Annotated in this window: 12 protein-coding genes and 2 pseudogenes; 9 read left to right on the top strand and 5 right to left on the bottom strand. The window is 58.5% G+C overall.

The features are described 5' to 3' along the window. Positions 1-72 precede the first annotated feature (72 nt). The 4 genes from HCN58_RS27690 to HCN58_RS27675 all read left to right on the top strand — a co-directional run bounded on the left by HCN58_RS27690 (position 73) and on the right by HCN58_RS27675 (position 5,588). The gene (locus tag HCN58_RS27690) at positions 73-1,116 is read left to right on the top strand and encodes a glycosyltransferase family protein (RefSeq protein ID WP_171582536.1); all 1,044 of its coding nucleotides are present in this window, start codon (positions 73-75) and stop codon (positions 1,114-1,116) included. 72 nt (positions 1,117-1,188) lie between these two features. After that, positions 1,189-2,745 (top strand): right-handed parallel beta-helix repeat-containing protein, encoded by a 1,557-nt coding sequence (locus HCN58_RS27685; RefSeq protein WP_235983934.1) that lies wholly within the window; start codon positions 1,189-1,191, stop codon positions 2,743-2,745. 291 nt (positions 2,746-3,036) lie between these two features. Then, positions 3,037-4,032 (top strand): NAD-dependent epimerase/dehydratase family protein, encoded by a 996-nt coding sequence (locus tag HCN58_RS27680; protein WP_171582535.1) that lies wholly within the window; start codon positions 3,037-3,039, stop codon positions 4,030-4,032. Between the two features lie 86 nt (positions 4,033-4,118). Further along, positions 4,119-5,588: an exopolysaccharide biosynthesis polyprenyl glycosylphosphotransferase gene (locus HCN58_RS27675; RefSeq protein WP_171582534.1), complete on the top strand. Its 1,470-nt coding sequence runs from the start codon at positions 4,119-4,121 to the stop codon at positions 5,586-5,588. A 291-nt stretch (positions 5,589-5,879) separates the two neighbouring features. On the opposite strand, the gene HCN58_RS27670 is transcribed toward HCN58_RS27675, so the two are convergent. Then, positions 5,880-6,788, bottom strand: a complete 909-nt coding sequence (locus HCN58_RS27670) for a LuxR C-terminal-related transcriptional regulator (protein ID WP_171582533.1) — start codon at positions 6,786-6,788, stop codon at positions 5,880-5,882. 633 nt (positions 6,789-7,421) lie between these two features. Between HCN58_RS27670 and HCN58_RS27665 the strand changes: the two genes are divergently transcribed. Further along, positions 7,422-8,066, top strand: coding sequence for a LuxR C-terminal-related transcriptional regulator (locus tag HCN58_RS27665; protein WP_171582532.1), 645 nt, complete (start codon positions 7,422-7,424; stop codon positions 8,064-8,066). A 1,069-nt stretch (positions 8,067-9,135) separates the two neighbouring features. Here HCN58_RS27665 and HCN58_RS27660 read toward each other — a convergent pair. Both HCN58_RS27660 and HCN58_RS27655 read right to left on the bottom strand, forming a co-directional pair. Beyond that, a complete protein-coding gene (locus tag HCN58_RS27660) occupies positions 9,136-10,245 on the bottom strand; it encodes a lysozyme family protein (RefSeq protein ID WP_235983932.1) in 1,110 nt (369 codons plus the stop codon). Positions 10,246-10,304: 59 nt separating this feature from the next. Next, positions 10,305-10,625, bottom strand: a pseudogene (locus HCN58_RS27655) (3'-5' exonuclease); the annotation flags it as partial. 162 nt (positions 10,626-10,787) lie between these two features. Here HCN58_RS27655 and HCN58_RS27650 point away from each other — a divergent pair. The 3 genes and pseudogenes from HCN58_RS27650 to HCN58_RS27640 form a co-directional block, all read left to right on the top strand. Then, a complete protein-coding gene (locus HCN58_RS27650; RefSeq protein ID WP_171582504.1) occupies positions 10,788-11,048 on the top strand; it encodes a hypothetical protein in 261 nt (86 codons plus the stop codon). Between the two features lie 242 nt (positions 11,049-11,290). Further along, entirely contained in the window at positions 11,291-12,703 is a 1,413-nt protein-coding gene (locus HCN58_RS27645; protein ID WP_171582531.1) for a carbohydrate porin, read from the top strand. A 14-nt stretch (positions 12,704-12,717) separates the two neighbouring features. Further along, positions 12,718-12,963, top strand: a pseudogene (locus tag HCN58_RS27640) (cell envelope biogenesis protein TolA); the annotation flags it as partial. Here HCN58_RS27640 and HCN58_RS27635 read toward each other — a convergent pair. Further along, positions 12,963-13,343, bottom strand: a complete 381-nt coding sequence (locus HCN58_RS27635) for a hypothetical protein (RefSeq protein ID WP_171582530.1) — start codon at positions 13,341-13,343, stop codon at positions 12,963-12,965. The pseudogene HCN58_RS27640 and the gene HCN58_RS27635 sit on opposite strands and share 1 nt — an antisense overlap. 60 nt (positions 13,344-13,403) lie before the next feature. Then, entirely contained in the window at positions 13,404-14,096 is a 693-nt protein-coding gene (locus tag HCN58_RS27630; protein ID WP_171582529.1) for a hypothetical protein, read from the bottom strand. 735 nt (positions 14,097-14,831) lie between these two features. Between HCN58_RS27630 and HCN58_RS27625 the strand changes: the two genes are divergently transcribed. Further along, complete coding sequence (locus tag HCN58_RS27625; protein WP_171582528.1) at positions 14,832-15,029, top strand: hypothetical protein; 198 nt, start codon at positions 14,832-14,834, stop codon at positions 15,027-15,029. The last annotated feature ends 62 nt before the right edge of the window (positions 15,030-15,091 follow it).

Below are 15,091 nucleotides of genomic sequence, written 5' to 3'. Positions count from 1 at the left end.
GCGCAGAGATCGGAGCCGTCCCCGCAATCAAACTGGATGCGGGAGTGCAATCGTGTGCAGGAAGCGCCACCGATGAGGATACTCGAGATCTCTCGCTCCGGATTTTTCAAGGCGCTGCAACCCGACAGCACGCTCTGGATCCGGTGGGGCTCACCTTTGACCGCCGACGAACCTCATCGGCCTGAAGCATTCGGATCATCGACCACTGCGAGCGCCCTTTTGCATATTTGCAACAAGACCTACGATCTCATCGTGCTTCCGGCAATCCACCCCGACCATAGGTTCGATCAACCTCTGCACAAATTGATCGCTAAAAGCATGCTGCGTGCATTTGGACGTTCGCCAGCCTTTTCAAGGCTGCTCAATCGTCTTCTCATCGGGACCAATCGTCATGCTATCATCGACGTCAGGGATGAACGCAATCTCTGCGAGACGACCATCCGGTTGTTTCCGCGAAACACACTCTATTTCAAGAGAGAACTGGACCTCGATCGGACCACAGATCCGCAAGCGCTTGACAGAGTTCGCCCCCTGTCGCTGTTCGTTCCGGACGAACGCTGCCTCCTTCCCCCGCGCGGAAAGGATATCGACATTTTTTTCGCCGGTGCTCTCTGCAACAGCATAAGAACGGACGCCCTCGATGCGGCTCACAGCTTGGCTGCTCGCGGTCTTCGTGTCGTCACGCCGTGCACGCCTTTGCCTTATCCTGAATTCATGGCGGCGCTTGCTCGGTCCTGGCTGGTGCTCTCACCGGAGGGCTACGGGTGGGATTGCTATCGTCACTATGAGGCCTGCCTCGCCGGCTCAGTTCCGGTGATCAACAGCCCGAGTTACCGTCGCCGCCTTTATCTCGAGGACGGCGTGCATTGCTTCTACTACGACGCCGACCAGGGTTCGCTCGTCGATCAGTTGCCGGCACTTCTCGTGGACAAGGACCGGCTCTTGCGTATGGCCGAGGCCGGCCGGCGACATATACTCGCGAACCACACGCGATCGGCGGTGGCCAACTACATGTTGAAAGAGATCTTTGGAGGAGGTCCGGCGATGGCTGACCTGCTCCCGAGAATTCCTCCAGCTGATACCTCGGGTCGAATGAAGGTCCCTTTGAACCGCTAAATCGAACGTCGCACTTACCCCATGTCGAACTCGTGGTGCAGGTGCTTGGTCGGCTTCAGCACGGAGTTAATGATGATCTGCCGCGATCGGCCGAACGATGCTTTTTGGCGATGGGTGGATGATGGCCAACACCCTGGTCGACCCCTGTGCCGGGCACTGATGCAGGCCGCAATCTGCCTGGTGATGGTCTGGATCCTGCTCGCTGTGGCTCTACAGGTGGTCGCGACAGCTGCCGCACAGGGCGTCACCAAAGCGCCGTGCCCTCGAGACGCGATCGCAGTGGAGCCCGGTGCCTCGATCCAGGCCGCGGTCGACCGCGCCGACCCTGGCGCAACACTCTGCGTCAAGAACGGGATGCATCGGATGCAAGCTATTCGCCCCAAGCCAGGGCAGAGCTTCCACGGCGAGGGCCAAACGGTTCTCAACGGCAGCCGCTTGCTCACGAACTTCAGCCGCGAGGAAGGGTACTGGGTGGCGAGTGGGCAAGCACAGCTCGGACAAAAGCATGGGGAGTGCGCGAATGCGGTTCCGGCATGTAGCCTGCCGGAAGGCCTGTTCATCGATGATCAGCCTCTCGTCCAGGTACTGACTAAGGAGAGCGTCGAGCCAGGCCGATTCTACTTCGATCACGCCGGGTCCCGCATCTATTTCGCCGATGACCCGACCGGTCGCAAGGTGGAGGCCACGGTGGCCGCGTTCGCGTTCGAGAGCAGGGTGTCCAACGTGGTGATCAGGAACGTCACCATCGAGAAATACGCGAGCGTCGCTCAGAAGGGCGCGATCCAAGCCCAAGAAGCCGTGGAATGGATCGTCGAGAATTGCGAAGTGAGGTTGAACAGCGGAGCTGGAATCGCGGTCGGTACCAGCAGTCGGGTACGCGACTCCAACGTTCATCACAATGGCCAGATCGGTATTACCGGCGCAGGCCGAGATGTCCTGATCGAGGGCAATCAGGTTTGGGCAAACAATATCCGCGGATTTTCGTCTGGGTGGGAAGCCGGTGGCGTGAAGATCGCCTTGGGTGATGGCGTTGTCTTTCGTGGCAATCACATCCATGGCAACTTCGGTCCCGGGCTGTGGTGTGACATCAACTGCCGCAACGTGCTTTACGAGAACAACGTCGTTGAGCGCAACCACGGCGCCGGTATCTTTCACGAGATCTCGTTCAGCGCAGTCATTCGCAATAACATCGTTCGCCATAACGGCATCGCTGACAAGGGCTGGTTCTGGGGCAACGACATTCTCATTGCAGCATCGCAGGACGTGGAGGTGGATGGCAACACACTGACCGTCAGCCCAGGAAAATGCGGGATCATGCTGATAGATCAGGGCCGCGATGACCAGGCTCGGACTAACAGCGGCCCGATATACAAGACGCGCAACAATGCAGTCCACGACAATGAGATAACTTTCGAGGGGGCTGCCTGCGCGGGAGGCGCGTCCGATGTCAAGCCGGGCCACGAAAACTTCTCCATAATTACGGACGGCCACAACCTCTTTGACAGCAATGTCTATCATGTTCCGCGAGCGAGCGGGCCCGCGCGCTTCGTGTGGGGGCATGCGACCTTCGACTGGGACGGACTGCGCGGACAGGGCGTGGAGCCGAACGGCCATCTGGTGATCTACTGACCGCCTGCCCACCCGAGCTTCTCATCCCATAACCGCGGCGATCAAACGACGTCGGCACGCTGGGTTCCATGGTCGAGATTGGAGATCGGTATCGCCGCACCGAGATTCCCCGGATTGTCTCGGCAATGCGCGGAAGAGGCATGCTGGCGTCGAGAGCCGAACGGATTACCCCATCGTTGCATTAATCAATTGGCGTCGATCCCCCGTATCATGACGTTTATCAAGCGCTGAGAAGCGCTGAAGTGAGCTGAAGCGAGATGTATTGGACCGAGATGTTTAGGAGCGATTGTCATGAGAAATGGGCGGGCGGTCCTGGTTACGGGTGCGGGTGGCTTTATCGGCCACCACCTCGTCAAGTATCTCGTCAAACGCGGATACATCGTGCGCGGTGTCGACATCAAAGCTCCGGAATACGAAACCACGGACGCCGACGAATTCGTAATCGCGGATCTTCGGAACTATGCTGAATGCATAAGGGCGACCAAAAACATCGATGAGGTCTATCAGCTTGCGGCGGACATGGGTGGTATCGGTTACATCAGCTCGTCTCATGCGGACATCACTATCAACAATACGCTCATTAATGCTCATACTCTCCACGCAGCTCGCGAGAACGGGGTAAAAAGATTCCTCTTCTCTTCTTCTGCGTGCATTTATCCTCAATATCTTCAGAAAAAGCCTGATGTCGTGCCCTTGCGGGAGGAAGACGCGTTCCCGGCGGAGCCCGAGGAGGGCTATGGGCTCGAGAAGCTCTACATGGAGAAGCTCTGTCAGTACTTCACCGAGGACTGGGGCTTCGCGACACGAGTCGTGCGTTTCCATAATGTCTATGGGCCGCTCGGAACCTATGACGGGGGCCGCGAGAAAGCCCCGGCCGCAATTTGCCGGAAAGTCTCACTACTCGCGAATCACAGCGAAATCGAGGTCTGGGGTGACGGGAAGCAGACGCGATCGTTCATGTACATCGACGACTGTCTCGAAGGCATTTATCGCATCATGCAGTCCGACTATAGCGCGCCACTCAATCTCGGAACCGATGAGTTGGTGACCGTCGACGATCTCGTCGATATTGTCTGCGACATTGCGGGCAAGACGCTGGTCAAGCGGCACGACACGTCGCGTCCGCAGGGCGTGCGCGGTCGCAACAGTGACAATTCGCGGCTGAGAAGCGTTCTCGGCTGGGAGCCCAAGACGCCGCTGCGAGTGGGGCTCGTCCCGACATACCAATGGATCGACGCGTGCATAGTAGGTCAACTGCATCAGCCTGTGGAGACAGCGGCCGAGTAGGCCCGAAATCGCGCTGGCCAATCAAACGGCATGCGGTCACGCGAACACGTGTCGCAAGGATACTGAGAATCGGGAAGAGGGCGAGAATGGCGGAAGTTGGCGCGATTCTTCCGCGAAGCGATGCGCCGAAGAGCTGGCATCGTGGCTGGCATAGGGGTGAAGCGGGATTCGCCGATCGATTTCGGAAGCCCCTTGTCGCCGCGACATTGGCGTCCGGTGATGTAGTTGCCGCCATTGCCGCCACTTCCCTCAGTCGTGCGTTGATCGGGATGACCGGAATGCAACCGGCCGGCCCCAAACACCTCCTGATAGCCCTCCTCATTTTGATGTTTTTCTGCGTTCGCCTATACACCGGATGCGGGCCCAGCCCGTATGAGCGTTTCCGGTTGCGCGCCATCGGTATCATGGGCTTCGTGGCGATCGAGTTTCTGGTCGGATTCCCGAATAGGCAGTCGGGCCTCGTTCTTGTGACCGGACTTAGCGATGCGCTTTTTCTGCTGATGTTTGGTCACTATTTTGAGGCGATGATACGGACTTTATTGATCCATCTCGACCTGTGGGGCGCATCGGTTGCGCTGGTCGGCTGTGGTGATAAAAGTCGAGAATTGGCGCAGTTGCTCGTGCATCAGCCCACCCTCGGCTTAAGGCCGATTGGATTCGTAGAGACGCCTCGTGACCGAGATTTGCGTAACACGGCGTTCCCGTTGCCGCTGATCGGAGCGATAACGGATCTGGGCCGAATGAGTCCTCATGTCGAATTCGCGATTTTCAGTTCCGCGGAAGAACTCTCCGCGCTCACATCCCCCTCGCAGGCACGGATCTCGTCTTGTCGCTTCCTGCTGGTCGAGGATTTACAAGATCTACAGAGCTTATGGTTGCGTACGCGGATGCTCGGCGGGGCAATCGGAATTGAGATCAGACGCGACCTCTGTTTGCGACACAATCAGGTGCTTAAGCGAGCCATCGATATTCTTTTCGCGATCCCTATTGCGCTGCTAGTATTGCCGATCATCCTCGTTCTTGTGTTCGCCATTAAGCTCGTCGATCCGGGCTCCGCGATTTACGTGCAGGAGCGCGTCGGGCGAAACTCGAAGGCATTGCGGATTTTGAAGCTTCGCACGATGTATAATGACGCTGAGCAACGCTTGGAGGAGCATCTGTGCCGTGATCCGCAGGCGAGCGCGGAATGGCAGCGCTTTTTCAAGCTCTCGCACGACCCTCGGGTGCTGCCGATCATCGGGAGCTTCATGCGGCGCACTAGCCTTGACGAGCTGCCGCAGCTCTGGAACGTAATCCGTGGCGATATGAGTCTCGTCGGCCCGCGGCCCTTTCCCGCGTATCATATGAATAGTTTTGACTACGAGTTTCGCATCATTCGCGTCAGCGTTCCGCCGGGCATCACGGGGATGTGGCAGGTCTCATCGCGGAGCAACGGCGATTTGCAGGTTCAGAAGGCGCAAGATCTCTTCTATATTCGAAACTGGTCCATCTGGCTCGACATTTACATCCTCCTGCAGACAATGATTGTTGTTCTGAACGGCAGAGGCGCCAAGTGAATTCGTTTCCCGGACCTCGATCGCGTGAACGTCACTACCATGCGTACTCCGCGTCACGTCATCAACGCAGAGATTTTGCCGAACCGCCGCAAGCCAAACGAGGGTCTCCCGTCCTGCGTGCGCATTCCCGCGGTGTTGTGTCCGGCACGAAGCCATTCGTTGCGGCGGCTTTCCATCACGTCCGCTGAGACGGGGAGAAGTCCGCAGCAAGCCGGTAGTCATCAATCGAATGACCTACCTTCAAGACTTGTTATCGCTGGCGAACAAGGTCCCCGGAACGCAGCGACTCGACTAATTGCCAAACCGTCCTGAGTCCGAAAATCTTCCGTTGATACCCTTGTGGATCGGGTGGTCGTCGATGGGAGTTATCTCGACCTCATTTGCTTTGTGGGTGAACACGCATAGTTGTGCCGATGCCTCGACGACCACCCCGCCCGGATTCGGCAGTTGCTTGCCCACCTCGGAGTTTGCGGGCGGGGAGCACCTGTCCGTCGATCGTGTCAGCCAACCGTTATTTATCGCCCAAATCGCCGCCTGGGTTCGGTTCTGAACCCGGATCTTGCGAAGAATGGCCTTGACGTGGACCTTCACGGTCGCTTCGGCGATATCGACCTTGCGCGCTATGCACTTATTGCTGTCGCCCTCTACCAGCCGGCATAAGATTGAGCTTTCCCGTGTGGATAGCCGCGGCGCAGTCGCATGCTCTGCAGCTGTGTCCTCTGTTTTTGAGAGGGTTCGGTCGTTTTCACCGCGCGGCTCGGCCTCGGTGGCGGATTCGGTGCCCCGAACGAGGGAGAGCAAGGCTGGTGGGAAAATTGTTTGGCCCATCATCACAAGTTCGATGGATTTGATAAATGCATCGCATGACGTGATGTCGACGAAATAGCCGCTCGCGCCGGCCCGGAATACTGAAACGATCTCGCTCAGCCCATAGTGATCAGCCACGATCGCGATGCGCCCGTTCGGGTATTGGTCCCGGAGAAGTTCGACCTGTTTGATGATCGAATCAACATCCTGGCCGGTGTCGATCATAAGAAACAGCAGCTGGCCCTCTTGTAGCGTGCGCGGGATCAGATCATCGGCGCGCGCTATCGAGCCTTGTATGCGGAAATGTGCTGTGCGTAAAATTCTGTGAAGTCCTGCTCTGAGCACAACACTTGTTCCAATGAGTATGATTGCAAAAGACTGCCGTCTCCGCATGACGATTCTCCCAACTGCACGCAATTTACACTGGACGAGAATTGAACTGGGGGCTCTCCGATTTTGGTGATGCCCGGCGCTATCAATTCTTTGGTGAAATCTCGATGTCGAGATTTCAGTGGCCTCGCGTTTGTCGTTGCGAGCCCTTATATAATTTTAGAACCAAATCGCTGTTCTACCTATATACCTTGAGTTATATTCGGAGCCCGGTGCGTTTTGATGGATGTCGTCCGCCACTGGCAGGGCATGCGGTACTGGCAAATGCGCAAGGTGCTATGCTCACTAGGCTGATCGACATATGTCTAAGGAGCTACCGAGAGTTGTGGCTGCTCCAGGGAGCCTGCGGCACAATTTGCGATGGGCGACAGGGGGCATTCATCGCTCGTCCGCGCGGACGATTCGTAACGGCAATCCGGATTCCATTTCAACTGTACGAAGTTAGTTGCTTCAAGGCATCGGCGAACGGGCAGGGCAATTGCAGCTACTATCCTACCTCAAGCTTTGATTCGCTTGTGCTGCGACGCACTCCGCAATGCCGAAATAGCGACTTGAGCGGGCAAGGAAACATGCCTGAACGCCGGGGTTAATTAAAATTGAGTGGTTTGATTAATGGGGGTAAGTTGAGGACCTCCTATGCGCTCTATTAAAATAGTGATTGCGGATCGGCATCCAGTGGTTCTGCAGGGCTTGAAAAACGTACTCAGCGCAGGGCGTGGCTTCAAGGTTGTTGCGTCCTGCACTGATGGGACGAGCTGCATCGAAGCTATTCGGCGCTTGGTCCCCGACATCGCCATGTTCGACATCTCGATGCCTGGTCTGACCGGGCTTGAAATCCTTGCCATCGCCAACTCAGAAAATCTTTCTACCCGGCTGATTCTTTTCACCACCTCTGTCGACGACCGCCAACTTGTCATCTCGGCCGCCGCAGGCGCCTATGGTTTCATTCCGAAGGATGTGACGCCCAAAATTCTCGTGCAGTCCTTACGCCAGGTCGCAGATGGCCACAAGCTATTGCCGCTACCTTCGTACTATCGGGTTGTGCCGCGAAGGCAAGGAAACATGACGATTGCGGAGAAGGTGCTGACAGACCGGGAGCGCCAGATCATGCGTCTGGTAGCCGAAGGATTATCGAACAAAGAAATCGGTCGCAGGTTGAACATTGCTAACGGCACTATCAAAGTTCATCTTCATCACATCTTTCAGAAGCTTGATGTCAGCAACCGGACAGTACTCGCGGGGCTCGCCTTCTCGCAAAATGACAAGGCGGATGATGAATAGATTGCGGCCTCTCTCATTTAACTATTTCGGCGCGCTACTTTATCCAGAAGGATCGAACCTGCACCTGGCGAACTGGCTCTCAGTTTGATTTGCAGTCCGGCAGTTCAGGGAACTGAATGCTTGCGACCGCTGAACCGGGATAGGCGCATAACACGATAGCGACTGGGCGGCGCGTGTCTGCTTCCGACTGAGTGGTTGCCTTGCTATCCTAGGAAAGCAGCTTGCCGAACCAGTGGGCGAGACCCCAACCGTAAGGTTTTCTTCCGGTTTGGGTTTGGGCTAGCCCGGAAGCTAAGAATCGACTCTTGTCGGTAGGGCCGGATCCTCCAAATCATGCCAGTTTTTCCCGACCCGGATCCAGAAAGGGACGTGGCCGGGATCGAAATACATTGCCGGGCGGCGCTTTACGTTCAACTGGGCCAGTAAAATCCCAGTCACCTGATCCGGAGCAATGTCTGTGCCACATCGGCTCGCAGGTCTGAACGAGAAACAGCCCCCTGGGCGCTGGAGCCCTTCATCGCCGTGAAGAAGCCGGCGACGAAGACCAGGGCCGCGAAAAGTTCAAGGGCGTGCCGTCGAGAACAAGGCCGGGAAAAAGACGAAGGCCCGCGCGGGAGGGCGCAAAACCCAAGATTGTTTAGCGCCGGCCTCCCAAACGAGGTGCAGCATCAAACGACGGGTCCAGCTCAACCACTCGCCAAGGCCTTCGCCCTCGCTTCTCGCGATAAGGCGATCGACCGCAGCATGATGACGGTCGACGCAAGTTCGACCAGATGAGGATGACGAAGAGCCAGGGAATGTCGTGCCGTCTGAGCGGCGCCTCAGGCGCCGCGAGCCCAAGCAAGGAGCGGGTGGCGTGCACGCCCGCAAGGCCAAGACCCGCGCCGAGGTAAAGAAGCCCGGCCAGCATCTGCGGGCCAATGCTGGCGAGGAGCAATTTGGAAAGCGGCGCTGCAGCGCCAAACAGGACCGCTGAGCCGAGCGCGAGCGGAACGCCCGGCCATTGGATCGCAGATCGATCGAACATAGGCTGCCTCTAGTCGCGTCTCCTACTGCCACTCAAAGCAAATTACTGCTTCGCCTCTCCGGCGGCGGCGGTGGCCATGTATTTCGAATAGAACTCAGCAACCCGCGCTTGCCACATTCCGACGAATGCACCCGAGGTCAGCTTGTCGACCGTTTTCCACGTCTGTTTGACGGCAGGAAGGGTATTGGCCCAGATCGCGCGCCTGCACCACTTTTCGCCTTTCTCCCTGCCTTCGCTGGTGGCGCACATGGATTTCCAGGCGATGCGATCAGGTTGGCTGATGTGCTCGGCGGCGCCTTCCCAGCCTTGTTGATGGATCAAGTAAAGATCGCTCAAGGTCGGCTTCCTGTGCGTCACCCACTCGAACAGAATGCCTTCGGTGATGACCTTGTAGGCGGCCGCAACGGCATTGTCGCGGGGACTGCGAATCTGCCCGGCACCGAATTTTCTGAACTCATATTCGCTCAGCTGGAACAGGCCGATATACGACCCGGTGCGTTGGTTAGGGTCGAAACCGGACTCGATCTTGGCAACCGCTTTCATGAAATTGAAGTCCAGACCGAACGCGTCGGAAGCGCGTTTGATCTCTTCGACCGGCGTTCCGACCGGAATGTCCTTGAGCGAACGCAAGACGATTTCCGCAGGCTTCTCGGCAGGCGGTAGTTCGGACCAGACGTTATAAATGAGATACCGGAAATCCTGCGCCGCTGGCGCCGGGTTGGAGGCATCGCCGAACGCATCGCGCGTTGTCGGCACCGGTTGGGCGGCATCGGGGTGGTCGAGGGCCACCAACTTTGTCTCGACAGAATCGTCGCCAACTTTGGGGGCGGAAATTAACGACGGATCGGAAGCCGCCCCAGACATCGAGCCAAGCGTGACTTGCTGCAATGGCGGCTCGGGGGCCTCGGGTCGTGGCCGCGATGCGGCCCGCATCATTGCCTCGCGCAGTTTGACCAGACCGTCAAGGCGGTCGGACTTCGGCGCAGGCGCTTCGTACGGTTGCTTCAGTGCAGCGACCTCGAGCGGCCACAGGGCGCGCTGGTTGACCGCAACCAGGACTAGCGTTGCTATTGCCGCTCCGGTGAAGGTGGCTTTGAAGGCAGGCATGGCAATGAGCTTGCCCCGCGCAACGAGGCGGCATGGCGAAATCAAGTCCGAGCACTCCCAGAAGATCGCCGCGTAGCGGACATTGCGGTTCTGACTAGGCGGTCTTATGCACGGACCGAAAACCGATCAAACGCCGTTAAGGTCTGCAAGCGCGGCTCCGCGTCCTGGAGAAAAATCTCGGTCTTGAGAAACGCGATTTCGTCGTCCAGCTTGTGTTCGTCAACGTCAACGTACCATGACCGCGGCCTGCCGTCGTTTCCAGCGCTCCAGCGATAGCCGCGCCGCTTGAGAGCGTCTTTGAGGTCGAAAGGCGAATGCTCTGCCCAAACCCGCATTGTCTTTTCGTAGGCCAGGATCTCAAGCAGCGCATGGCAATCGTCGACCGCTCTGTGGGTCTGATGGAAGAAGCCGGCGCCGTTCAAGAGGCAGATCGTGGGCACTCGGATGCAGCACAACGGCAGGAGCGATCGTTAGTTTACGGACAGATCCGCCGGCCTGAAATGTCGCCGCAAACGAAAGCCTAGTTTCGGGACGACGGCTTTGCCGGCGCCGCGAGCGCATCTCGCTCGCGGCAGAGGTCATCGAGCTTGGCCGGCATTCGCCTCAGCAGAAGCTCCGCGGAATCCGTCGAGACAGTCGATGGCTGGCATTCAGTGCTTCCGGGTGAGGTTGCCGTCAAGGCGCAGGCGGCGCTGGACAAGGCTCGGCGGGAGCATGACGAGACGGCCACGATAGAAGCCGAGCGCGCTGCGATCGACGAAAGGGCGCAGGCCGAGGAAGCTCTCTGGGAGAAGCAGCGACCCGCGATACCTCAACGGTGCGGCGCCGGCAAACACCACGAATCGTAACGCAAGCGATTGGACTCCGGATCATGCCGCGGCGGCCCCGGACCATCGCGGCCCGAAGGCAGACCAAGACGCACCCGATCCAGCTCTGACCGCGTCGTAGGCCCGGCACTTGGGTGCGCCGGACTCCCGAAGTCGATAGAGTACGGCAACATGGGCTGGGATATCCAAAGATCGGCGGGCGGGGTTGACCTTGAAATCGGCCGCTGAAGATGTCCCACTGGCCAAATTGGCTGGGCCAACAAATGGTTCGCGGATCAAAGCGTGCGACATCGGTAGTCCTGCTTCTGGGCGTCGCCTCGCTCTTGGTGTCGGCGGCGCTTGCGCATGCCCAGGAGGACAAGAAGACGGATAACGACAAGCCCGCCGATCCAGACACCGGCGAAAGCACGGTCGAAGAGAAGACGCTCGGTCTCTTGCCAAATCCGCTCCAGAAGTACGGGGTCAAGTTCGCGGCGACCTATATCGGAGAGGTGCTCGGGAACGGGTCCGGGGGACTGAAGCGGGGCGCGATCTACGAGGGCCGGCTGAACCTAGCGGTCGATGCCGACCTGCGGAAGCTCATCGGGATCGACGGGCTAACCTTCCATGCCAACGTCTTCCAGATCCACGGCGACGGACTGTCCCGCAGTAACCTGCAGAACTTCTTCGTGGTGAGCGGCATAGAGGCGCTGCCTTCCACGCGCCTTTACGAGGCGTATTTCGAAAAACAGTGGGGGGCGAAGAAGGTTTCCCTCAAATTCGGACAACTCGCGGCCGACAGCGAGTTCTTCAACACCAAGTACACCGACGTGTTCACCAACGCCTCGATGGGTTGGCCCGCGATCACGTCGGTTGACCTGCTGAGCGGCGGGCCGTCGCCACCGCTCGCGGCCATGGGGACGCGCTTGCTCGTCAATTTCTCCGAGCAACTCTCCGGCTTGGTCGGAATCTTCGATGGGAACCAGGCGGGACCGGGACCCGGCGATCCGCAGGAGCGCAATCGCTACGGACTCAATTTCCGGATCAACGATCCGCCGCTGGTGCTCGGCCAAATCCAGTACGCCTGGAACAACAAGAAGGGCGATCCGAATCTTGCAGGCCAGGTAAAGTTCGGCGGTTGGCGGCACTTCGGTGCCTTTCCCGATCAGCAGCTGGCATCGAATGGCGTTTCGCTCGCGGCTCCCGCCAGCAGCGGAGATCCGCTTCTCCTGGCTGGCGACGTCGGTGCCTGGGGCGTGTTCGAACAACAGATCTACCGGGTGCCCCACAGCGACGACCGGGGGATCGGGGTGTTCGTGCGCGCGGCCGGCGCACCCGCCGACCGCAATCTGATCGACCTGTATGCCGACGCCGGCATTGAGTTCATCGGCCTGTACGACAGCAGGCCCGACGACAAGTTCGGTATAGGCATCGGGTATGCACATGTCTCCAAGCGCGCCCAGCAGCTCGATGCCGATTATCGGGCGCTCGTTGCTCCTGGTTGGCCGGTCCGCAGCTTCGAGGGGCTCTTCACGGCCGTCTACCAGTACCAGATCCGCGATGGATGGACCGTGCAGCCGAACTTCCAGTACATCGTCCATCCAGGCGGAGGCGCAGCGAATCCTTCCGGTCCGCTCGCGGGGCGGGCGCTGAAGGACGCGGCGGTGTTCGGGATGCGTACCACAGTCAAATTCTAGGGCCGGAAGCTCGAATGCCGCGGAAGCTGAAAACCTTCGTCACGTCGCTCGGCTTCTACGACCAGGCGGTCGCGGCGCCGTCGATGAAGGCTGCGCTGGTGGCTTGGGGCGCGAGCAGCAATCTCTTTAATCAGGGTGCCGCGCAGGAGACGGATGATCCGGACATCGTCGCCGTCACCATGGCGAAGCCGGGCGTCGTGCTACGGCGTCCCGTCGGCTCGAATGGTCGCTTCGTCGAGCACGCCGCTCTGCCGACGGACTACTGACCAAGCTCGTTTGAACCGCCCCTGTGTTCACGCAGTGTTGCAGCGAGTTCGGCTAATATGCGATCCGCGTCCGGAAAACGTGATGCCAGCATGCCTCTCAAAATTTCCACACCAGCGACGGCCTGAGCTATCCCAGCGATCTCTGCTCCGCGGCGCAATTGATCCATTTCTGCGGCCTCAATCCTCCTTGCCTCGCCATACCAGATGTTTCTCGCGCGCGAATATGGCATTCCTATATGCTTGGATGCCTTCCGGATAGCACCCTTGATATTGGTCCCAGCGGGACACGGTTCTGCACATTGCCGTACAAGCGCCTGGGCTTCAGCGATAGCGGAGGCGCGTGACATTTCTGGCACCGGGTTTGCTGTAATCATACGCACTCCGCAATCGTTAACTATTTGATATGTGGCCTCGTCGGGGTACCATTTCAGCAATCAGTCATAGTAGCAGTGGTCCTTGAACACGACCGTTTGAAAGAAAATGTCTGCAAGAACTACATCCGCACAATCGTTCATGATCTCGACAATGCGGCGCGGTCGATTTGCGGCGAGGTTGGCCAACGCCGCGATAATGTCGGCACGACCAATCTTGTAGATCACATCCTTGAACAGCTGTTCCTTGTTGGCAGAGTCATAATCAGCATATTCACGATTTGTAATTTGGAAGTACCAAGGCTCTCTCGTTTCGTAGAGAGCAGGGTCGGCATACCAGACCGGGTTTGTCACAAGTGACCTGAAGCGCTTGGGAAGCACTGGTTTCAAGTCATTCCAACGGTCGCTCTCGAGCGCGACTCTCATGAGCTCGGCGATTTGGGATCCGCTGACAGAGGTCGCCGGATCAAATCCATCCGGCAATGGTGGAGGCTGGTAGAATGCGCCGCTGTCGACCCGGTGCGAAAATTCGTCAAACCCTGGCCCATACTCGCGGGGATGATCGAGCAGCGCCAGAACCCAAGCGCCGATCGGTGTGTCCGCAATCTTGTCCTCGCTCCGCTCGTTTTCGACGAACTGCTCCTCGCTGCCACCAGCCGCCAAATAGCAACGCAGCGCTGCTGCTCGCATTGCTTCAGGGTCGGTAACATTGAAGGTGATCTCGAACGTTACTTTCCTGCCAGCCAGCTTAATCATTAAGAGATTTCCTTACGGCTAATGAGTTCGGATGCGATGTCGGGCCGGCGAACGTGGCTGCCGCTGGACGGCCGGCGCGTTGTTCGGTTGGGCGCGACAGAGCCGTTCATGAGCAACCTTGGTTCATTTGGTCGAAGATCCCCCTCTCGTTTGCGTGCACCCGTTGGTGACGGGACGCCGGAATCATTAGCGTAAGCTGCAGCGTTGAGCGGGCGTAGTCCTTAGCTAAGCGGCCTTAACGGTCGTGTGAACTGGAAGCTTGGGCGAGCGCTTCAAAGCGGTGATGCGGCTTTGACTCGTCGGGGCCGTGGGAGACGGGTGATACAAACAATTCCGGCGGTCATGCGCACTGCCGTCCCACATGCCAACGGTGATGCCCGGCTCTCCGCGGCTGCTGCGCTCATTGTCTCGGTGCCAAAAGGCCAACGAACACAATTTCTGCAATCTCCGGCCGTTTCACGTTCCTTGGTGTTGCATTGCGTCCCGCCACGGCCCTCGCGGTTGTGGCTCGACTCCATCCAATTGTTTCGCGGAACAACAATCCCGGGGAATTACCGTCAGTGACGTTGACGAACCGGACGGTGCCTGGAACCAACGGCTTCGTCAGGCGTCGAATCCCTGCCTCCGGCACCATGCCCCCAAAGCCCAAGCCGGAGGAAAACCTACCACCTAGGTTGGCGGTCCTGATGTGCGCACCACTTGCGCCAGGACCGTGTGCGACCCGAGGAGGGAGCAATGAACAATCGCATGTCCGAGCGGAGGACGCCCAGCACGGCCGAACGGGAAGCTCGAAAGGTCTTTAGAGACGCGGACGCCAAGGTAGCACTGTCGGAGCATGAACGCGCCCAACAGGCGTTCCATGCTAATCGGGAGCGGTTAAAGGCGGAGCGGCTGGCTCGCGAGGCGGCGGCCAAACAGAAGCACAAGACCTGATCGGAGTAGACGTCGTATCCGCAGCGGTTAGCCCAGCCGGGCTCACTGGTCGAGGCTCAGAC

The organism is Bradyrhizobium australiense, assembly GCF_013114825.1.
GTDB lineage: Bacteria > Pseudomonadota > Alphaproteobacteria > Rhizobiales > Xanthobacteraceae > Bradyrhizobium > Bradyrhizobium australiense.
The sequence above is the reverse complement of the archived record's forward strand: the minus strand, read 5'-3'. Positions and strand labels throughout refer to the sequence as shown.